At 45.7% G+C, this 21,093-nt stretch carries 18 protein-coding genes and 4 tRNA genes; 19 read left to right on the top strand and 3 right to left on the bottom strand.

The features are described 5' to 3' along the window. Positions 1 to 276: 276 nt before the first annotated feature. The 5 genes from EFA69_RS01440 to EFA69_RS01420 all read left to right on the top strand — a co-directional run bounded on the left by EFA69_RS01440 (position 277) and on the right by EFA69_RS01420 (position 3,155). Complete coding sequence (locus EFA69_RS01440; protein WP_123131300.1) at positions 277 to 873, top strand: sigma-70 family RNA polymerase sigma factor; 597 nt, start codon at positions 277 to 279, stop codon at positions 871 to 873. A 12-nt stretch (positions 874 to 885) separates the two neighbouring features. Then, positions 886 to 1,179 carry a hypothetical protein gene (locus EFA69_RS01435; RefSeq protein WP_148041223.1) on the top strand — a complete coding sequence of 98 codons (294 nt, stop codon included), beginning with the start codon at positions 886 to 888 and terminating at the stop codon, positions 1,177 to 1,179. A gap of 21 nt (positions 1,180 to 1,200) precedes the next feature. After that, the gene (gmk, locus tag EFA69_RS01430; protein WP_123131298.1) at positions 1,201 to 1,785 is read left to right on the top strand and encodes a guanylate kinase; all 585 of its coding nucleotides are present in this window, start codon (positions 1,201 to 1,203) and stop codon (positions 1,783 to 1,785) included. Between the two features lie 2 nt (positions 1,786 to 1,787). Then, complete coding sequence (gene nadD / locus EFA69_RS01425; RefSeq protein ID WP_123131297.1) at positions 1,788 to 2,366, top strand: nicotinate (nicotinamide) nucleotide adenylyltransferase; 579 nt, start codon at positions 1,788 to 1,790, stop codon at positions 2,364 to 2,366. Positions 2,367 to 2,735: 369 nt separating this feature from the next. Further along, positions 2,736 to 3,155: a hypothetical protein gene (locus EFA69_RS01420; RefSeq protein WP_123131296.1), complete on the top strand. Its 420-nt coding sequence runs from the start codon at positions 2,736 to 2,738 to the stop codon at positions 3,153 to 3,155. Between the two features lie 102 nt (positions 3,156 to 3,257). Here the strand turns inward: EFA69_RS01420 and frr are convergent, their stop codons facing one another. The 3 genes from frr to EFA69_RS01405 form a co-directional block, all read right to left on the bottom strand. Then, entirely contained in the window at positions 3,258 to 3,821 is a 564-nt protein-coding gene (gene frr, locus EFA69_RS01415) for a ribosome recycling factor (protein ID WP_123131295.1), read from the bottom strand. 112 nt (positions 3,822 to 3,933) lie between these two features. Beyond that, positions 3,934 to 4,641, bottom strand: a complete 708-nt coding sequence (pyrH, locus tag EFA69_RS01410) for a UMP kinase (protein ID WP_123131294.1) — start codon at positions 4,639 to 4,641, stop codon at positions 3,934 to 3,936. Positions 4,642 to 4,730: 89 nt separating this feature from the next. Beyond that, on the bottom strand, positions 4,731 to 5,225 hold the full coding sequence (locus EFA69_RS01405) for an acetyl-CoA carboxylase biotin carboxyl carrier protein subunit (protein WP_123131293.1): 495 nt from the start codon (positions 5,223 to 5,225) through the stop codon (positions 4,731 to 4,733). 82 nt (positions 5,226 to 5,307) lie between these two features. On the opposite strand from EFA69_RS01405, the gene EFA69_RS01400 reads away from it, so the two are divergent. The 14 genes from EFA69_RS01400 to rpoC all read left to right on the top strand — a co-directional run bounded on the left by EFA69_RS01400 (position 5,308) and on the right by rpoC (position 21,092). Further along, complete coding sequence (locus tag EFA69_RS01400) at positions 5,308 to 7,839, top strand: M1 family metallopeptidase (RefSeq protein WP_183906650.1); 2,532 nt, start codon at positions 5,308 to 5,310, stop codon at positions 7,837 to 7,839. Positions 7,840 to 7,954: 115 nt separating this feature from the next. Then, a tRNA-Tyr gene (locus EFA69_RS01395) sits at positions 7,955 to 8,037 on the top strand. 72 nt (positions 8,038 to 8,109) lie between these two features. After that, positions 8,110 to 8,182 (top strand) — tRNA-Gly (locus EFA69_RS01390). A 41-nt stretch (positions 8,183 to 8,223) separates the two neighbouring features. Continuing rightward, positions 8,224 to 8,295 (top strand) — tRNA-Thr (locus EFA69_RS01385). A 60-nt stretch (positions 8,296 to 8,355) separates the two neighbouring features. Continuing rightward, complete coding sequence (gene tuf, locus EFA69_RS01380) at positions 8,356 to 9,543, top strand: elongation factor Tu (protein WP_123131291.1); 1,188 nt, start codon at positions 8,356 to 8,358, stop codon at positions 9,541 to 9,543. A gap of 107 nt (positions 9,544 to 9,650) precedes the next feature. Then, positions 9,651 to 9,723 (top strand) — tRNA-Trp (locus tag EFA69_RS01375). Between the two features lie 23 nt (positions 9,724 to 9,746). Further along, on the top strand, positions 9,747 to 9,938 hold the full coding sequence (secE, locus tag EFA69_RS01370; protein ID WP_123131290.1) for a preprotein translocase subunit SecE: 192 nt from the start codon (positions 9,747 to 9,749) through the stop codon (positions 9,936 to 9,938). A 15-nt stretch (positions 9,939 to 9,953) separates the two neighbouring features. Beyond that, positions 9,954 to 10,511: a transcription termination/antitermination protein NusG gene (gene nusG / locus EFA69_RS01365; RefSeq protein ID WP_123131289.1), complete on the top strand. Its 558-nt coding sequence runs from the start codon at positions 9,954 to 9,956 to the stop codon at positions 10,509 to 10,511. Positions 10,512 to 10,523: 12 nt separating this feature from the next. Next, complete coding sequence (gene rplK / locus EFA69_RS01360; RefSeq protein ID WP_123131288.1) at positions 10,524 to 10,967, top strand: 50S ribosomal protein L11; 444 nt, start codon at positions 10,524 to 10,526, stop codon at positions 10,965 to 10,967. A gap of 11 nt (positions 10,968 to 10,978) precedes the next feature. After that, positions 10,979 to 11,668 (top strand): 50S ribosomal protein L1, encoded by a 690-nt coding sequence (rplA, locus tag EFA69_RS01355; RefSeq protein WP_123131287.1) that lies wholly within the window; start codon positions 10,979 to 10,981, stop codon positions 11,666 to 11,668. 9 nt (positions 11,669 to 11,677) lie between these two features. Next, positions 11,678 to 12,205 (top strand): 50S ribosomal protein L10, encoded by a 528-nt coding sequence (gene rplJ, locus EFA69_RS01350; RefSeq protein ID WP_123131286.1) that lies wholly within the window; start codon positions 11,678 to 11,680, stop codon positions 12,203 to 12,205. 38 nt (positions 12,206 to 12,243) lie between these two features. Continuing rightward, positions 12,244 to 12,627 carry a 50S ribosomal protein L7/L12 gene (gene rplL, locus EFA69_RS01345; RefSeq protein WP_066832322.1) on the top strand — a complete coding sequence of 128 codons (384 nt, stop codon included), beginning with the start codon at positions 12,244 to 12,246 and terminating at the stop codon, positions 12,625 to 12,627. A gap of 153 nt (positions 12,628 to 12,780) precedes the next feature. Continuing rightward, positions 12,781 to 16,653 carry a DNA-directed RNA polymerase subunit beta gene (gene rpoB, locus EFA69_RS01340; protein ID WP_123131285.1) on the top strand — a complete coding sequence of 1,291 codons (3,873 nt, stop codon included), beginning with the start codon at positions 12,781 to 12,783 and terminating at the stop codon, positions 16,651 to 16,653. A gap of 122 nt (positions 16,654 to 16,775) precedes the next feature. Next, on the top strand, positions 16,776 to 21,092 hold the full coding sequence (gene rpoC, locus EFA69_RS01335) for a DNA-directed RNA polymerase subunit beta' (RefSeq protein ID WP_123131284.1): 4,317 nt from the start codon (positions 16,776 to 16,778) through the stop codon (positions 21,090 to 21,092). Position 21,093: the final 1 nt, after the last annotated feature.

Genomic DNA, 21,093 nt, shown 5'->3' with positions numbered 1-21,093 from the left:
TTATGTAGGGCAAAAAAGTGTCTCTATTGTAAACAAAGAAACCACCTATAGCTGTAAATCTCTTCAGCGAAAACTTTTTTGCCAGAAACGAGGTAGGTTGGGAAGTAGGTTCTATTTAAAAGAGAACAAAAAAGGGATGGAGAATCCCTGGCATTATGTTTGGGCTGTGTACTGTAAACATCTGCCCAAATATTCGTATGTACCTATGTATATTTAATTTCTATATTTGCGTATAGGTATTTTTATCCCAAGTGTAAAAGTACAAAATCAAGACCAATGAGCGAACAGAGAGCGAATTCAATGACTAAAGAGGAGAAAGACGCCAGGTTTGAGGCGGAGTTGATGCCGGTTATTTCGCCTCTCTACAACTTCGCGTACCGTTTAACCCTAGATGAAGACGATGCCAATGACTTGGTTCAGGAGACCTACCTCAAGGCCTATCGTTTCTTCGATTATTTCGAACCCGGAACTAATGCCAAAGCCTGGCTGTTCCGCATCCTGAAGAACTCATTCATTAACGACTTCAGAAAGAAGAGTAAACAGCCCGCCAAAGTAGATTACTCTGAGGTGGAAGGTTACTACAATTCTGAAGACGTAGACGCGGAAGGAGACAGTTCTGGCGGCACCACAGACCTGCGCATGGAAAGTGTACAGGACCTGATTGGGGACGAAGTGGCGGGTGCGCTCAACTCGTTGCCGGTAGATTTCCGGACTGTGATTATCCTCTGCGATCTGGAAGGGTTCACCTATGAGGAAATGGCCAAGATACTGGACATTCCCATCGGGACAGTAAGAAGTCGCCTGCACCGTGCCCGGCACTTTTTAAAGGAAAAGTTGGAGAAATACGCAAAGTCAATGGGTTATAACAGCTAACGGAAATTAATTATGATGGGGACTACTACAATGACAGATGAATTGATGGGCGATAACGCCACAGAGGAGAGCCATGAGCCTGACTGTGAGAAGGTACAGGGCGTTTTTGAGAAGTGGCTGGAGGGCGTAGCCACGAAGGAGGATGAAGCTTTTCTGGCTGAACAGGCCGATGAATGCTCTCCATGTTTTGAAAGTGTAGACAAACAGCGTTTATTTGTCAAGTTCCTGAACGCGTCTCTCCGTCGCCCGGGCACACCTGCCAATCTGGTAGATTCCATCAAATCAAAAATTCACCAAACCGCTTAGTTTTAAGCCTCCTAATCCCGGATGCAAGGTAAAATCATCATTTTTTCGGCTCCCTCTGGGGCCGGCAAAACTACAATTGTCCGCCACTTAGTAAACGTTCTGCCAGAACTGAGTTTCTCTATCTCCGCCTGCACCCGCGATCGCCGGGGCCGCTCTGAAGAAAACGGAAAAGACTATTACTTCATCACCCCGGAAGAATTCCGCGAGAAGATTGGGAATGATGAGTTTGTGGAGTGGGAAGAAGTCTATGAGGGTGCCTTCTATGGTACGCTCAAATCTGAAATTGAACGTATCTGGTCTGAGGGCAAGCATGCCATTCTGGATGTAGACGTAAAAGGAGGATTAAGTGTCAAGAACTTTTACAAAGACCGCGCCCTTGCCATTTTTGTGAAGCCGCCTTCGGTAGAGGAATTATCTAAGCGTTTGGTTGCCCGCAATACAGATTCGGCTTCCAGCATCTCCAGCCGTGTGTTCAAAGCCAAGTTTGAGCTGAGCTTTGAGGATCAGTTTGATGAGGTGATCGTGAATGACAATCTGGAGGAGGCGTTTGCCAAGGCAGAGAAGCTGGTACGGAACTTTCTCTATGAAGTAGACGAAATTGTGTAATCATGCGGGTGGGGCTGCTTTTTGGGTCTTTCAACCCAATCCATGTGGGACATCTGATTCTGGCCAACTATATGGCTACCAACACAACTTTAGATGCTGTTTGGTTAGTGGTAAGTCCGCAGAATCCTTTTAAACCCAGTAGCAGCCTGTTGCATGAGTTTGACCGGTTGCACATGGTGCGCCTGGCCATTGCAGATAACACAGATCTAGGGGTAACGGATATTGAGTTCCGGATGCCCAAACCCAGCTACACCATAGATTCGCTCACCTACCTGCAGGAAAGATATCCTACCTATCAGTTCGCGCTCATTATGGGCGAAGACAATTTGGTTACTTTCCCTAAATGGAAAAACCATGAGCAGATTCTGGAGTTTCATGAGATACTGGTGTATCCGAGGCCGGGAAGCGGTAAAGTGCCCGATGTACTGAAGAATCATCCTAAAATAACGGTAGTGCCGGCTCCCTTGCTGGATATTTCGGCCACGTTCATCAGGCAATGCCTGAAAGAAGGAAAATCTACCCGTTATCTGCTGCCTGAAGCGGTGTTAGACTACATCCAAATCAAGAAACTGTACCTGTGAGCAGTTTTAGGAACAGGCCCTCTCACTTATGCGGGAGAGCCTGTTTTTATAATCATGGTAAAGCCTGGCGTTTAGGGGCTGTTTTTCGAAAAACAGCCCCTAAACGCCAGGCTTTATTTTTTAAGTACGCTCTTTATTTGTGGAGGTGAAGCTAGGGCAAGATTGAAATAGTTATGGTTTATGTAATAAGCAAAGGTCTGAGAAAATCAAGTGAACTTTCTGTAAAAGTATTCGTAAAAATTAAGTTGCTCGTTTGCTTATGTAGAAATAGTACAGTTTTTCTAAGTATAAATACTTGTTATGCTCGCTTATGCGACGTAATTTGCTCTTCCTTCCAAGACAAACAGCATAGAAGGCTCACATTTGACAATGAGTAACTCATTAATATTCAAAGACACATATATTACCATCTGTTTCAATCCGGAGGAGAAATATATTCTGGGTGATTGGACCGGCTTCCAGACAAAGCAGTCGGTTCAGGATGGTTGCGAGCGGATTCTGGAGGCGATGGTGCAGCATGAATGCCACAAGATCCTAAATGACAATACCAACGTGGAGGGGATCTGGTCTTCTGCCGCTGAGTGGGTAGGGTCAGATTGGTTTCCGCGGTTGCGCCAGGCCGGCATGACTTCCTTTGCCTGGGTCTATTCTCCCAGTATGTTCAGCCGTCTCTCTACAGATAAATCACTCAGGTTTACTTATGACACCACAGGCATTGAAGTGTTTGATAGCATAGCGGAAGCGTTGCAGTGGTTGGCTTCCAGAAGTGACACCCCTGAGAAAAAGTAGATATTTGTTTATAGCCTTTTAAAAGAGAAGCCCGCTCTGGTTGGAGCGGGCTTCTCTTTTGAGGCCTCTTTTAGAAAAAGAGGCTCTAAACGCCTTTCTATCTTAGATGGTCATGATCTCCGCCTCTTTTTTGGCAAGGAGTTCATCCAGCTTCACAATGTAGGCATCGGTAAGTTTCTGCACCTTCCCTTCGGCGTCTTTCACGGCGTCTTCAGAAGTGCCTTCTTTCTGGAGTTTTCTCAGGGCCTCGTTAACGTCCTTGCGGATGTTGCGCACTCTGATCTTGCCGCTCTCCGTTTCGTTTTTGGCTTGCTTCACCAGGTCCCGGCGCCGCTCTTCGGTAAGGGCTGGGATGTTCAGGCGAACACCGTCTGCTTCCATGTTAGGGGCAAGGCCCAAGTCGCTGTTCTTGATGGCTTTGCCAATTTCAGCCACCATGTTTTTCTCCCATGGCTTGATCATGAGGGTGCGGGCATCTGGGGTGCTCACGTTGGCTACCTGTGAGATAGGGGTGGGTGTGCCATAGTAATCTACGCGCAGGTCTTCCACCATGGCGGGAGAGGCTTTGCCTGCTCTGATCTTGGTTAATTCTACGCTGGTATGCTGCACCGATTTCTGCATTGATTCCTCGGCTTCGCTCAAATAAAAATTAATTTCTTCGGTCATTGGTTTTTCTGATTTAGAAAGATGACTAGATCTGCTGCCCTTGTTTTGCCAAAGGCGGCACTAATTTCTGATTTTATTCTGTAATATCAACGGCTTGCGCCAGGGGTAAGGTTTACATAGAAACCAAAGTTCCCACTTTTTCGCCGTTGATCAGCCTGGCAAGATTGCCCCGCGTGTTGATGTCAAACACCACAATAGGCAGGTTGTTTTCTTTGCAGAGGGTAAAGGCGGTCATGTCCATTACGTTGAGCCCTTTCTCAAACACCTCCTCAAAGCTGATGTCTGTGTAGCGGGTAGCCGAAGGATCTTTCTCAGGGTCTGCGGTGTAGATGCCGTCTACGCGGGTTCCTTTTAAAACCACATCGGCCTCAATCTCAATGGCACGTAGTGAAGCCGCTGAGTCTGTAGTGAAGTAAGGGCTGCCAATACCAGCCCCGAAAATCACTACGCGGCCTTTCTCCAGGTGGCGCAACGCCCGGCGGCGGATATACGGCTCGCACACCTGCTGGATGTTGATGCCGGAGAGCAGGCGGGTAAACACGCCATTTTTCTCCAGTGCACTCTGCAACGCCATACTATTGATTACCGTGGCCAGCATGCCCATGTAATCGCCCTGCACGCGGTCTAATCCTACAGACTCGGCCTGTACTCCCCTGAAAATGTTTCCTCCGCCAATCACCACAGCCACCTGGGCGCCCAGGTCAATGGCAGATTTGATTTCTTGGGCATATTGCACCAGCATGTTAGTATCTATGCCATACTGCTGCTCGCCCATCAAGGACTCTCCGCTGAGCTTCAATAGAATTCTTTTGAATCGCATGCTTCTATGTTAAATAGGAATTGTAAATGATGTTGTATGAATGCGTTTAGGGCCTGTTTTTCCAAAAACAGGCCCTAAACGGGAATTGCTTAAAAAACGATAAGGACTTGGTTTTTCTCTACGTTCTGCCTCACGGTTACCTTTACCTCGCGCACCACACCATCTCCGGGAGATTTGATGATGTTCTCCATTTTCATGGCTTCCAGGATCAGGATAGGGTCACCTTTCTTTACTTCCTGGCCTGGCGTAACCTTGATGTCCAGGATCAGCCCTGGCATAGGGGCCTTGATGTCGTTTACTTTTTGGGAAAGCGCTTCGCCCATGCCCAGGCTTTCCAGGAGCAGGTCCATTCTGTCTTGCACCTGTAGCGTGTGCACCTTGCCGTTGATTTTGATCTTGAAGGTCTTGCTCTCTGGCTCAGACTCCAACAGTTCAGCGGTATAAGAACGGCTGTCTTTAAGAATATGGAAAGAGGTAGGGCTAAGCGGGAGCAGGTCCCAGGTAAAAGGTGTGTCATTGAGAAGGATCTGGTTTTTCTCTAGGACTACTTGCCACGTAGCGTTGGCCGATTTTACCTGTAGCATCTGGACTGCGTTAAACTGTAAATACCGTATGTGTGAAATAAATTCACAACTTGAGTCCTCAAAGTTAATAAATCATTATTACATGAATCACATCCTTTTGCGCGCCTTGTTCCTTTTTTTGGTGGTGACTACTGGTTGGGGCTGCGCCGTGAAAAAGCCTTCGGCCCCAGCGGCAGTGGCCGAAGAAGTGACTGCCACGCCAGAGGCGGTTGCCGCTGAACCAGCGCCTGTCACTAGCAAAGGACCGTACCAACCCGCCGCAGAACGTCTGGTAGATCTGCTGCATACTACTTTAAAAGTACGGTTTGACTGGGCCAAACAGCACCTGTTAGGGGAGGCTACCCTTACGTTGAAACCTTACTTCTACCCACAAGACTCCGTGGTATTGGATGCGAAAGGATTTGATATCCATAAAGTGACTCTGCTGAAAGGAAGACAGGAAGTGCCGCTGCAGTATGCCTATGACCAATACAGGCTCACGTTGCGGTTAGGCCAGCGCTATACCAGAAAAGATACGCTCCAGCTCTTCATTTCCTATACCGCCAAACCCAATGAGTTAAAAGTAAAGGGCAGCGAAGCCATCTTATCTGATAAAGGCCTGTATTTTATCAATCCATTGGGAACCGAGGACGGAGTGCCTCAGCAAATCTGGACGCAAGGAGAAACTGAGGCGAACTCGGCCTGGTTTCCCACCATTGACAAGCCCAATGAGCGCATGACACAGGATCTTTTCATTACCGTTGAAAACCGCTTCAAGACCCTGTCAAATGGGGTACTGGTTTCTTCCCGAAAGTTGAAAGATGGGTTAAGGATAGATCACTGGCGCATGAGCAAGCCACATGCTCCTTATCTGGCCATGATGGCCATTGGCGAATACGCAGTTGTAAAAGATAAGTGGCGGAACAAGGAAATCAGCTATTGGGTGGAGCCAGAGTATGTCGCTACTGCAAAGTCTACCTTCGGGCGCACGCCTGCCATGCTGGAGTTCTTTTCTCAGAAGTTGGGAATGGCTTTCCCCTGGGACAAATATGCACAGGTGGTGGTGCGGGATTTTGTTTCCGGGGCCATGGAAAACACCACGGCCTCTACTTTTATGGAAGCGTTGCACCAAGACCGCCGTGAGTTGTTAGACAAGAACTGGGACCACATCATTGCCCATGAGCTTTTCCACCAGTGGTTCGGGGATTTAGTCACCACAGAGTCTTGGGCCAACTTGCCCTTGAATGAATCCTTCGCCGATTATTCTGAATATCTGTGGGCAGAGCATCAGTATGGGCCAGAGGAAGCCGCCTTAACGCATCAGACGGCTTTGCTGGAATATTTAGGTGAATCCAGAACCAAGCAGGAGCCGCTTATACGGTATCACTATGAGGACAAGGAAGATATGTTTGACAGCCACTCCTACGCCAAAGGAGGACGCGTGCTGCACATGCTCCGGCAGGAGGTAGGGGAGGACGCCTTTTTTGCCGCATTGAACCTGTATTTACGGCAGAACCAATACAGTGCAGTAGAGCTTGACAAGCTTCGGCTGGCCTTTGAAGAAGTAACCGGTCGTGATTTAAAACCCTTCTTCCAGCAGTGGTTCCTGACACCTGGTCATCCTGAGTTGGCGGTGTCGCATCAATATGAGAATGGGACCCTTACCGTGCTGGTGCAGCAAACGCAGGATACTGTACGGTCCACGGTTTATAAATTTCCGCTCGTAATTAGTCTTCTGCAGGAGGGGAAATGGCAGGAGCAGACTGTGCAGGTGGAGAAAGTCTTAGAGACCTTCCGCTTCCCAATGGCGGCTGCCCCTCAAACCGTAGTGGTAGATCCACGGCAACACCTTTTGGCTAGAATTAAACATAGTAAGTCTATAGCAGAGTGGGCAAACCAATTCAATTACAGTCCAGGATACGCTGCCAAGTCTAATGCCTTAGAGCAGTTAAGGGACACCGCAGATACGCAGATTGAGCCGGTGCTCCTCAAAGCTCTACAAGACCCGTTCTGGAAGATCAGATATATGGGTGTAGAAATGTTAGTGTCTACTAATGCCATGCAGCAGCCTCAGACGCAGAGACAGGTGCAGCAAATGGCAGCAACTGATGAGAACAGCTCTGTTAGAGCCATTGCCATGTACGCTCTAAGCACCTTGCAGGGGTTGCCGCAGGAAATTATCCGAAGAGGGTTGGAGGATAGCTCTTATCTGGTAGTGAGTGCCTCTATTTTCGCATGGGCGAAAGGCGAGCATGAACTGGAAGCACTAAAACCATTCCTGAGCTATAAAAATCCTGATGTAGTCAATGCCTTGGCATCGGCCTTTACGGGAAGCGAACAGGAAGAACTGTATAGCTGGTATCTGCAAAATGCCCGAAGAATGAAGGGAGCAGACCTCTATTTCTTTATTCAGAGCTTCGGAGCCTTTCTTCTGAAGAAAAAAATTGATGCGCAGGAACGCGGATGGCAGGCTCTGGTGCAGGTAGTAGAGCGAGAGGCAATGGCTGAAATAAAACAAGCTGCCTTTCAAATGCTTAGCTTAATGAGTGAGACAGATGAACGGAGGGAAACACTCCAGAAACTAACCGAGCAAGACCCTGGACTGAGCCCAATGACAGGGGTTGAAATAAAATAATTGAAAAAATATTTGCCGAAATATTTGACATGGAAGAAAAAGCCTATAATTTTGCAGCTCCTAAGAACGAAAAACGGAAACGAAAACGCTTCTTAGGGTTCTTTGAAACAAGAATGGGGAGATTCCAGAGTGGCCAAATGGGACGGACTGTAACTCCGTTAGCGTAAGCTTTCGAAGGTTCGAATCCTTCTCTCCCCACACCAACACCAACCAAGAGTTGAGGCAAGGTTACAGATTGTCTCGTGAAGATTCTTGGATTCTTAGAAATAAGCGGGAGTAGCTCAGTTGGTAGAGCGACAGCCTTCCAAGCTGTAGGTCGCGGGTTCGAACCTCGTCTCCCGCTCAATTAAAAATGATGCAGCGAAAGCTGCATCATTTCATTATGCCGACGTAGCTCAGGGGTAGAGTACTTCCTTGGTAAGGAAGGGGTCGTGGGTTCAATTCCCATCGTTGGCTCAAGGAGTATTTGAAACAAGCAATACACCGTATTAACCCAAGAACTAAATACTTTCTAAAATGGCTAAAGAAACATTTGACCGTTCCAAACCGCACGTAAACATCGGTACGATTGGGCACGTTGACCACGGTAAGACAACCTTGACTGCTGCTATTACTCAGGTTTTAGCGGAAAAAGGTCTGGCCGCTAAAAGAGATTTCTCTTCAATTGACAACGCTCCTGAAGAAAAAGAGCGTGGTATTACTATTAACACCTCTCACGTAGAGTATGCTACTGAGAACCGTCACTATGCACACGTTGACTGTCCTGGTCACGCTGACTATGTGAAAAACATGGTTACTGGTGCTGCTCAGATGGATGGTGCTATCCTTGTGGTTGCTGCTACAGATGGTCCTATGCCACAAACTCGTGAGCACATCCTTTTGGCTCGTCAGGTAGGTGTTCCTGCTCTTGTTGTGTTCATGAACAAAGTGGACATGGTAGACGATCCAGAATTGTTAGAGCTGGTTGAAATGGAAATCAGAGAGCTTCTTTCTTTCTATGATTTCGACGGTGACAACATTCCAGTTATCCAAGGTTCAGCTCTTGGTGGCTTGAACGGTGACGCTAAATGGGTTAAGACTATTGAGGAATTGATGGCAGCTGTAGATAGCTACATTCCAATCCCTGCTCGTTTAACTGACCTTCCATTCTTGATGCCAGTTGAGGACGTGTTCTCTATCACTGGTCGTGGTACAGTAGCTACTGGCCGTATCGAGCGTGGTATCATCAACTCTGGTGAGCAAGTTGATATCTTGGGCATGGGTGCTGAAGGCTTGAAGTCTACAGTAACTGGTGTGGAAATGTTCCGCAAAATCCTAGACAGAGGTGAAGCTGGTGACAACGTAGGTCTGTTGTTACGTGGTATTGAGAAAACCGATATCCGTCGTGGTATGGTTATCTGTAAGCCAGGTTCAGTAACTCCTCACCAGAAATTCAAAGCTGAGGTTTACGTTCTTTCAAAAGAAGAAGGTGGTCGTCACACTCCTTTCTTCAACAACTACCGTCCACAGTTCTACTTGAGAACTACAGACGTAACTGGTGTGATCACACTGCCAGAAGGTGTTGAAATGGTTATGCCTGGTGATAACATCACTATCACTGTTGAACTGATCAACAAAGTAGCCATGGAGAAAGGTCTACGTTTCGCTATCCGTGAGGGTGGTAGAACTGTAGGTGCCGGTCAGGTAACTGAGATCCTTGACTAAATAAAAATTACAAGTCCGTCTTTCTTAATAAAGTGAGGCGGACTTGTTTTTTTTAGAAAACAATATTACATTTGCACTCCATTTGAATGAATGGTGTGCATTTTTTTACGGGAGTAGCTCAATTGGTAGAGTAGTGGTCTCCAAAACCATTGGTTGTAGGTTCGAGTCCTACCTCCCGTGCAAATAGAGTTAATAGCATCAGAATGGGAAAGCTGACGAAATTTTTCAATGACGCTGTAGAGGAAATGCAGCACAAGGTAACCTGGCCGAGTTACTTAGAGCTTCAGAAAAGCTCTATTTTAGTTTTGGTTGGGTCTGTTGTGTTTGCAGTTGTTGTAGGTGCTATGGACTTTGTTTACGACTCCACCCTGGAATGGTTCTATAACCAGTTCTAATTTAAGCTGGAGAAAATGGCAGATTTAAAATGGTATGTAGTGCGGGCTGTTTCTGGTCAGGAGAAGAAAGCAAAGTCTTATCTAGAGAACGAAGTAGCGCGTCATAATTTAACGGAAATGGTGCCTCAGGTGCTAATTCCTTCTGAAAAAGTATATGAAATGCGTAACGGCAAAAAGCGGGTTAGAGAACGTAGCTTTTTTCCGGGTTATGTGTTGGTGTATGCAGATATCTCCAATGGAGAGGTAGAACACTTAATTACAAGCACCCCTGGGGTAATTGGATTCTTAGGTGCTAATGGTGGTAACGCCACTACTAAACCTGTTCCGTTACGCATGTCTGAAGTTAACCGGATCTTAGGAAAGGTAGATGAGACAGACGAGCAGGTGGAAACTCTGGAGACCCCATTTATTGTTGGGGAGACAGTAAAGGTTATGGACGGTCCATTCAATGGTTTCTCAGGAACAGTTGAGGAAGTGTTTGAAGAGCGTCGTAAACTAAACGTGATGGTGAAGATCTTCGGGCGTAATACTCCTGTTGAACTGAACTACATGCAGGTAGAAAAAGAACAGTAGTAATAAATAGTAATGGCAAAAGAAATAAAAGGTTATCTGAAACTTCAGGTAAAGGGAGGCGCCGCGAATCCAGCACCGCCGATTGGACCTGCACTTGGATCTAAAGGTCTTAACATTATGGAGTTCTGTAAGCAATTCAATGCTAGAACTCAAGATAAGGCCGGCCAAGTATGCCCAGTTTTGATTACAATGTACACTGACAAGTCTTTTGACTTCGTAATTAAAACTCCTCCCGCTCCAGTATTATTGATGGATGCAGCGAAAATTAAATCTGGATCTAAAGAGCCTAACCGTAACAAAGTGGGTTCTGTGACTTGGGATCAAATTCGTGAGATTGCAGAAATCAAGATGCCTGACCTGAATGCTTTCAAAGTTGAGGCGGCAATGAGATTGGTAGCTGGTACCGCAAGAAGCATGGGTATCACAGTTAAAGGAACTGCTCCCTGGAGTGAGTAATTAAGAAGCAAATGGCTAGAATTTCTAAAAACAGAAAAGCAGTCTTAGCGAAGTACGATCCTAAAAAGGAATACTCTTTGTTAGATGCAGCAGGTGTAGTGAAAGAAATTACTTTCACTAAGTTTGATGCCTCTGTTGACATTGATGTGCGTTTGGGAGTTGACCCGCGTAAGGCTGATCAAATGGTAAGAGGGGTGGTTACTCTTCCCCATGGAACCGGGAAAGATGTGCGTGTATTAGTACTTTGCACTCCTGACAAAGAGCAGGAAGCGAAAGATGCAGGTGCAGACTTCGTAGGCTTAGATGAGTACATCCAGAAAATTGAAAAAGGATGGACTGATATTGACGTGATTATCACTATGCCTGCTGTAATGGCTAAAGTTGGTAGATTAGGTCGTATTCTGGGACCACGTAACTTGATGCCAAACCCTAAAGCTGGTACTGTAACTACAGATGTAGCCAAAGCAGTGAAAGAAGTAAAAGCTGGTAAAATTGACTTCAAAGTTGACAAAACCGGTATCATTCACACTAGCATTGGTAAAGTATCTTTTGGACCAGATCAGATTGCTGCAAACGCAACAGAGGTTATTGCTACCCTCAACCGTTTGAAGCCATCTTCTGCGAAAGGAACTTATATTAAGAGCATCACATTGTCAAGTACAATGAGTCCTGGTGTAGTAGTTGACAAAAACTCAATTTAACGAGAAGAGATGACACGGGAAGAGAAAGAAATCATTGTACGTGACCTGAGCGAGAAGTTCTCGCAAAACTCCTTCGTCTACATCACAGACGCTTCAGAATTGACAGTTGCAACTATCAATAAATTCAGAAGACTGTGCTTTGATAGAGGGATTGAGTACAAAGTGTACAAAAACACTCTGATTCGTAAAGCATTAGACACTTTAGATGTTGATACATCATCTTTAGATGTTGCCTTGAAAGGATCTTCAGGCTTATTGTTTGAGGCGACTACAGGTAATGCTCCTGCTAAACTTTTGCTTGACTTCCGCAAAGGAGGTAATAAAAAGCCAGTTTTGAAAGGAGCTTATATTGATAGCAGCATTTACCTTGGTGATGACCAATTAGATGCGCTAAGCAAGATCAAGTCTAAAGAAGAGCTTATTGGCGAAATCATTGGCTTGCTTCAGTCTCCTGCCAAAAACGTTATTTCTGCCCTTCAGAGCGGTGGCAATATCTTGGCTGGCTTGGTTAAGACTTTATCAGAGAAAGAACAATAACATTTCAATTTTAAAACAACTTTTAATTACTAATAAAAATGGCAGATTTGAAAGCATTCGCTGAGCAGTTGGTTAACTTAACTGTAAAAGAAGTTAATGAACTTGCTACTATTCTTAAGGATGAGTATGGTATTGAGCCAGCAGCTGCTGCTCCTGTAATGGTAGCAGGTGGTGCTGCCGGTGGAGACGCCGGAGCCGCTGCTGAGGAGAAAACATCTTTCGATGTAGTCCTTAAGTCAGCTGGTGCCTCTAAACTAGCAGTTGTGAAGCTAGTGAAAGAATTGACTGGTCTTGGCTTGAAAGAAGCAAAAGAACTTGTTGATGGTGCTCCAAAACCATTGAAAGAAGGTGTTGCTAAAGATGAAGCAGATTCATTGAAGAAGCAATTGGAAGAAGCTGGTGCTGAAGTGGAGGTTAAGTAATCCACACTACCTTCCATCACCATTAAGGGTTAGACCTGGCAATTTCGTCAGGTCTTTTCCTGTTTGTACCTAGAAATGATTTTCTAGAAAATTCTGTCAGCGAAGAAACTATTCGCGGGCACGACAAAGTTTAAACGTAAAAATCTGACAACTTTGGCAACAAGTAAAACCACAGAGCGGATTAATTTTGCGTCTATCAAGTCAGTGATTGATTATCCTGACTTTTTGGATGTACAGCTCCAATCTTTTCAAGACTTTTTCCAGTTGGAAACCGCTGCCGAGAACCGGACGGAAGAAGGTCTTTTCAAAGTATTTGCTGAAAACTTTCCGATCTCTGATTCAAGAGAGAATTTCGTACTGGAATTCGTAGATTATCACGTTGATCCACCAAAATACTCTGTAGATGAGTGTATTGATCGTGGCTTAACTTACTCCGTTCCTTTGAAAGCGAAACTTCGTCTTATTTGTAATGATACAGATAATGAGGATTTTGAGACAATTGAGCAGGAGGTATTCTTAGGAAACATCCCGTACATGACGGAGAAAGGTTCTTTTGTGATCAACGGCGCAGAGCGTGTCATTGTTTCACAGTTGCACCGCTCCCCAGGTGTTTTCTTTGCCCAAAGTAAGCATACCAACGGGACAAAACTATATTCTGCCAGAATTATTCCGTTCAAAGGTTCATGGATTGAATTCGCTACTGACGTTAACAACGTAATGTACGCGTACATCGATCGGAAAAAGAAATTCCCTGTTACTACATTGCTCCGTGCTATCGGTTATGGTACAGATAAGGATATCTTAGACCTCTTTGGATTGTCTGAAGAAGTAAAAGCAGACAAAAAAACATTGAAGGGTGTAGTGGGAAGAAAGCTTGCTGCAAGGGTTCTGCGGACATGGACTGAAGACTTCGTTGACGAAGATACTGGTGAAGTAGTATCTATTGATAGAAATGAAGTTCTATTAGAGCGTGATTCTGAAGTAACGGAAGATGATTTAGACGTAATCATTGACTCAGGTGTTAAATCAATCATCCTACACCGTGAGAATGTTAACATCGCTGACTACAACATCATATATAATACCTTACAGAAGGACAACTCCAACTCAGAGAAAGAAGCGGTAGAACAGATCTATCGTCAACTGAGAAATACAGAGGCTCCTGATGAAGAAACCGCTCGTGATATCATCCAAAAGCTTTTCTTCAGTGATAAGCGCTATGACTTGGGTGATGTTGGGCGTTATAGAATCAATAAGAAATTAGGTCTTGATAAGAACTGGGAAGCTAAAGTATTGACCAATGAAGACATTGTTCTTATTGTGAAGTACTTGATTGGCTTGATCAACTCAAGAGCTGTTGTTGATGATATTGACCACTTAAGTAACCGCCGTGTTAGAACAGTGGGTGAACAGTTGTATGCTCAATTTGGTGTAGGCTTAGCCCGTATGGCTAGAACCATCAAAGAGCGTATGAACGTGCGCGATAACGAAGAATTTAAACCCGTTGATTTGATCAACGCACGTACTCTTTCTTCGGTGATCAACTCCTTCTTCGGAACGAACCAGCTGTCTCAGTTCATGGACCAAACCAACCCATTGGCAGAGATAACACACAAGCGTCGTGTTTCTGCTCTGGGGCCAGGAGGTCTGTCTCGGGAGCGTGCAGGTTTTGAGGTACGTGACGTACACTATACCCACTATGGACGTCTTTGTACCATTGAGACTCCTGAAGGACCAAACATTGGTCTGATATCTTCGCTATGTGTGCATGCACGCGTGAACAGCATGGGCTTTATTGAAACACCGTATCGCAATGTGGTGGAAGGTAAGGTAGATATCACCTCAGGTGTGAAGTACTTGACTGCAGAGGAGGAAGATACTCACCATATCGCGCAGGCTAACGCAGTTATAGATGAAAACGGCAACTTTGTCAATGATAAAGTTAAAGGTCGTTTTGAAGGTGACTTCCCAGTAGTAGAGCCAGAGCGTTACACGTATATGGACGTTGCTCCTAATCAGATTGTGTCTGTAGCGGCTTCATTAATTCCGTTTCTGGAGCATGATGATGCGAACCGCGCCTTGATGGGATCTAACATGCAGCGTCAGGCAGTACCGTTACTGAAGCCACAAGCTCCAATTGTTGGGACAGGTCTGGAACTCAGAGCTGCACTTGACTCTAGGGCTTTAGTTAGAGCAGAAGGAGATGGGTACGTACATTTCGTAGATGCAGATAAAATCATCATTCGTTATGATCTCTCTGAAGAAGAGAAGCTGGTTAGCTTTGATGCAGAGTATGTGACCTATGACTTGATTAAGTTCCGCCGCACGAACCAAGATACCTGCATCAACCTTACTCCTTTGGTTAAGAAGAATGAGCGGGTAACCAAAGGGCAGGCTTTATGCGAAGGTTATGCTACCAATCAAGGTGAACTAGCATTAGGTAGAAACCTACAAGTGGCATTCATGCCTTGGCAGGGATATAACTTTGAGGATGCGATTGTGATCTCTGAGCGTGTAGTGAGAGATGACGTGTTTACCTCTATTCACATTGAAGAGTTTGAACTGGAAGTTCGTGAGACGAAAAGAGGGGAAGAGGAATTAACCTCTGAAATCCCGAACGTAAGCGAAGAAGCGGTTCGGAACTTAGATGAGAATGGTATCATTCGTATTGGTGCTGAAGTTAGAGAAGGTGATATTCTGATTGGAAAAATCACTCCGAAAGGAGAGACAGATCCAACGCCGGAAGAAAAACTGCTCCGTGCCATCTTCGGTGACAAAGCCGGTGATGTGAAGGATGCTTCCCTCAAGGCACCGCCATCATTGAATGGTGTGGTAATTGAGACAAAGTTATTCTCTCGTCCTAAGAAAGATAAGAACCTCCGTGCTAAGGCTAAGAAAGAGGTAGAAGACCTGAAGACAAAGTACAACAGCGAACTCAAAGCGGTTAAAAACGTGATGATTGAGAAGCTGGTAGAGTTGTTGGAAGGTAAAACTAGCCAAGGAGTACGTCATCGCTTTGGAGATGAAATCTTATCGAAAGGTGCCAAGTTTGGTAAAAAGAACATCACTGATGCTCTTTTCCCAGACAAGAACCCTTACAAGGATGAAAGCAACTATGCTGTTCCGGAGGAGGTGAACATGTTCAAAGACCTTATTCTGGAAGGCTGGACCTCCGATGAGCAGACTAATAAAATGTTACTGGAGTTGGTGAAGAACTACACCAAACGCCGCAACATGATCTCTGCTCGCTTCAAACGTGACAGATTCACGTTAGAAGTTGGGGATGAGCTTCCTGCAGGTATTGTGCAGCTGGCCAAAGTATACATCGCGAAGAAGCGTAAGCTGAAAGTAGGTGATAAAATGGCGGGTCGTCACGGTAACAAGGGAGTTGTAGCCAGAATTGTGCGGGAAGAGGACATGCCGTTCTTAGAAGACGGAACGCCAATGGACATCGTGCTAAACCCTCTTGGGGTACCATCAAGGATGAACATCGGGCAGATCTATGAAACTGTATTAGGATGGGCAGGTTTGAAATTGGGTCGTAAATACGCTACTCCAATTTTCGACGGTGCTTCTGAAGAGCAAGTTTCGGCAGAACTGGCGGAAGCTGGGGTGCCTCGTTTTGGACGTACCTACCTGTATGATGGCTTGAGCGGAGACCGTTTTGATCAACCTGTCACTGTAGGTGTTATCTACATGCTGAAACTGGGTCACTTGGTTGACGATAAGATGCACGCCCGTTCCATTGGACCATACTCATTGATCACGCAGCAACCATTGGGTGGTAAAGCCCAGTTTGGTGGTCAGCGTTTTGGTGAGATGGAGGTGTGGGCGTTGGAGGCTTTTGGTGCCGCTAACGTGCTACAAGAGATCTTGACCGTGAAGTCTGATGATGTGATTGGTCGCGCGAAAGCATACGAAGCCATTGTAAAAGGAGACGTATTGCCGAAACCGAATATCCCAGAATCATTCAACGTGTTAATCCACGAGCTCAGAGGCTTAGCCTTGGAAATTACGCTGGACTAAAAAGCTGTTTTGGAGGAGATTTCAGAAAAAGGGCCGCTAAACGCCTTTTCTGGGGTCTCCCTCTTACGCGTTAGAAGAGCTGCTTAGTAAATAGGAATTTTACATATCTAGCAACACATAGCATGGCGTTAGCAAGAAATAAGAAATTAATCCAGGACTTCTCTAAAGTTACCATCAGCTTAGCTTCCCCAGAATCAATTCTGGAGAGATCTAATGGTGAGGTAACCAAGCCGGAAACCATTAACTACAGAACTTACAAGCCTGAGATGGGCGGTTTGTTCTGCGAGCGGATTTTCGGGCCAGTGAAGGACTGGGAGTGCCACTGCGGTAAATACAAGAGAATCCGTTACAAAGGGATTATCTGTGACCGCTGCGGCGTTGAAGTAACTGAGAAGAAAGTGCGCCGTGAGCGCATGGGACATATTGAATTAGTGGTACCGGTAGCCCATATCTGGTACTTCAAATCACTCCCAAACAAAATTGGTTATCTGTTAGGCTTACCAACAAAGAAGCTTGACCAGATTATCTATTATGAGCGGTACGTAGTAATCCAGCCAGGTATCTTAGGTGAAGACGGCGTGAACATGCTGGACTTCCTCACCGAAGATGAGTACCTGGACATGATTGACAAGCTGCCACGTGAGAACCAGATGTTGGACAACCATGATCCAAACAAGTTCATCGCGAAGATGGGAGCCGAGGCGCTACAGATGTTACTGGAGCGCATCAACCTAGATGACCTTTCTTACGACCTGCGTTATTCTGCTGCCCATGAGACTTCTCAGCAGCGGAAAGCGGAAGCTTTGAAGCGTCTGCGGGTAGTGGAAGCATTCCGTGATGCCGCCACTAGAATTGAGAACAAGCCAGAGTGGATGGTAATCCGCATGGTACCGGTGATTCCACCAGAATTGCGTCCGTTAGTTCCATTAGATGGTGGTCGTTTCGCTACATCTGACTTGAACGACTTATACCGCCGCGTTATCATCCGTAATAACCGTCTGAAGCGTCTGATAGAAATCAAAGCTCCAGAGGTAATCCTGCGGAACGAGAAGCGGATGTTGCAGGAAGCGGTAGATTCCCTGTTCGACAACTCACGGAAAGTGAATGCTGTTCGTGCAGAAGGTAACCGGGCTCTGAAGTCACTTTCTGACATGCTGAAGGGTAAGCAAGGACGTTTCCGTCAGAACTTGCTTGGTAAGCGTGTTGACTACTCTGGTCGTTCGGTTATTGTGGTAGGTCCAGAGTTGAAACTGCACGAGTGTGGTTTGCCTAAGAACATGGCCGCTGAGCTTTTCAAGCCGTTCATCATCCGTAAGCTTATTGAGCGCGGTATTGTGAAAACGGTGAAGTCTGCGAAGAAAATCGTAGACCGCAAAGACCCGGTGGTTTGGGATATTCTGGAAAACGTATTGAAGGGACACCCAGTACTGCTGAACCGTGCTCCTACGCTTCACCGATTAGGTATCCAGGCCTTCCAGCCAAAGCTGATTGAAGGTAAAGCGATCCAGCTTCACCCATTGGTAACCACGGCCTTCAACGCCGACTTTGACGGTGACCAGATGGCGGTACACGTTCCTCTTGGACCGGCTGCTATTTTGGAAGCCTCTATGTTGATGTTGGCTTCACACAATATCCTGAACCCTGCTAACGGTGCGCCCATTGCAGTACCTTCTCAGGACATGGTGTTGGGCTTGTACTACGTGACCAAAGGAAAGCGCTCAACTGAAAATGAGAAAATCGCTGGAGAAGGGATGTCTTTCTATAGCGCAGAAGAGGTAATCATTGCTATTAATGAAGGGCGTCTATCTAAACATGCCTTCATCAAAGTAAGAGCGAAAGTACTTGATGAAAATGGACAACTGGTAACAAAGCTCATTGATACCGTTGCTGGTAGAGTTTTATTCAACCAGTTTGTGCCAGAAGAAGTGGGTTATGTAGACGAACTTCTTTCTAAAAAGAAATTGCAGCAGATCATTTCACGCGTGTTCAAAGTAACAGGCATGGCAAGAACTGCTCAGTTCTTGGATGATATCAAAACCCTTGGTTTCCAATCAGCCTATAAAGGAGGATTGTCCATGGGCTTAGGTGATATCGTGATCCCGAAAGAAAAGGACATATTGGTTGAGCAGGCTCAAAAAGATGTAGACGCTGTATGGGCTAACTACTCAATGGGTCTTATCACAGATAATGAGCGTTACAACCAGGTAATTGATATCTGGACACGTATTAACAACCAGATCACTGAAACCTTGATGAACCGTCTGGAAAAAGACGATCAGGGCTTTAACTCTATCTTCATGATGATGCACTCAGGAGCCCGTGGTTCAAGAGAGCAGATTCGTCAGTTAGGTGGTATGAGAGGTCTGATGGCGAAGCCGCAGAAGTCATTACAAGGTTCAGTAGGGGAGATCATCGAAAACCCAATTCTCTCCAACTTCAAAGAAGGTTTGGATGTAATTGAGTACTTCATCTCTACCCACGGTGCCCGTAAAGGTCTGGCAGATACAGCCTTGAAAACAGCCGATGCGGGTTATCTGACACGCCGTCTGGTAGACGTTTCTCAGGATGTAATTGTGAACGAAGAAGACTGCGGTACATTACGTGGTCTGGAAGTGAGCGCATTGAAAGACAATGAGGATATCGTTGAATCCTTATCTGAGCGTATTTTGGGTCGTGTAAACGTGCATGATATCATTGATCCGATCACCGGAGAACTAATCCATGAATCAGGAAATGAAATCACTGAGGAAGTAGCCCGTATCATTGAGAATACTGCTATTGAAAGTGTGGAGATTCGCTCAGTATTGACTTGCGAAACCAAGCGTGGAATCTGTGCCAAATGCTACGGACGTAACCTGTCTACAGGGCGTATGGTGCAAAAAGGTGAAGCTGTTGGTGTTATCGCGGCACAATCAATTGGTGAGCCTGGTACTCAGTTAACACTACGTACTTTCCACGTGGGTGGTACTGCGTCCAATATTGCGGTAGATGCAGCTATCAGAGCCAAGTTTGCAGGGGTAATTGAGTTCGAAGATGTTCGTACCATTGAAACGACCAATGCAGAAGGTGAACCGGTTAAAGTAGTGATGGGACGCTCTGGTGAGGTGAAAATAGTTGAACCTGTTACAGGCAAGCTATTGATTAGTAACCACGTGCCTTATGGTTCATTCTTGCTAGTGAATGAGGGAGACACTGTTGCCAAAGGTGATGAAATGTGTAACTGGGATCCATATAACGCAGTTATCCTTTCAGAATTTGATGGTACTATTGCCTATGAGTCTATCGTGGAAGGAATTACATTCCGTGAAGAATCTGATGAGCAAACTGGTCACCGTGAGAAAGTGATCATCGAAACGAAGGATAAAACTAAAAACCCTGCCATTGTTATCAATCCTGTAAATGGAGAGCCTAAAACCTACAACATACCAGTAGGAGCTCACTTGGCAGTAGAAGATGGACAAAGAATCAAAGCGGGTCAGATTATCTCTAAAATTCCTCGTGCTATAGGTAAAACTCGTGATATTACAGGTGGTTTGCCACGTGTTACAGAGCTTTTTGAAGCCCGTAATCCATCAAACCCAGCTGTAGTGAGTGAGATTGATGGTGTAGTGACTTACGGTGGCGTAAAACGCGGTAACCGTGAGATATACATTGAATCTAAAGATGGTGTGAAGAAGAAGTACATGGTGCCTCTCTCTAAGCACATCTTGGTACAGGACAATGACTTTGTCCGGGCAGGTGTTCCATTGTCAGATGGAGCCATCACGCCTAATGACATCCTGAACATCCAAGGACCTGGCGCCGTGCAAGAATACTTAGTGAATGAGATTCAGGAAGTATATCGCTTGCAAGGGGTAAAGATCAATGATAAACACATTGAAGTTGTGGTTCGTCAGATGATGCAGAAAGTGAATGTAATTGACCCCGGTGATACCAGCTTCCTGGAGAACCAGACGGTTGATAAAGTTACCTTCATGGAGGAAAATGACATGATCATTGACATGAAAGTAGTGGAAGATGCAGGTGACTCAACTGCCATGAAACCTGGTATGATTGTAACAGCTCGTCGTCTGCGGGATGAAAATTCGAGCTTGAAGCGCCGTGACCTTCGACTAGTGACTGTACGTGATGCGCAGCCGGCGGTATCAAGACCAACCTTACAAGGTATTACTCAAGCCTCATTGGGTACGCAAAGCTTTATCTCAGCCGCTTCCTTCCAGGAAACGACTAAGGTATTAAGCGAGGCTGCCATCAAAGGTAAGGCTGACGAATTGTTAGGCTTGAAGGAGAATGTGATTGTAGGTCACTTAATTCCAGCAGGAACAGGCTTGCGTGAATACTCTAAAATCATTGTTGGTTCAAAAGAAGAGTATGAAGCTCTTTCAGCGAGCAAACAAGCAGGAGTGAAAGCAAGACAAAGCGAACTGCAAGAGAAATAAG

The organism is Rufibacter immobilis, assembly GCF_003721565.1.
GTDB classification, from domain to species: Bacteria; Bacteroidota; Bacteroidia; order Cytophagales; family Hymenobacteraceae; genus Nibribacter; species Nibribacter immobilis.
Note: the sequence above shows the minus strand (reverse complement) of the source record. Positions and strands in the feature narration are given on the sequence as shown.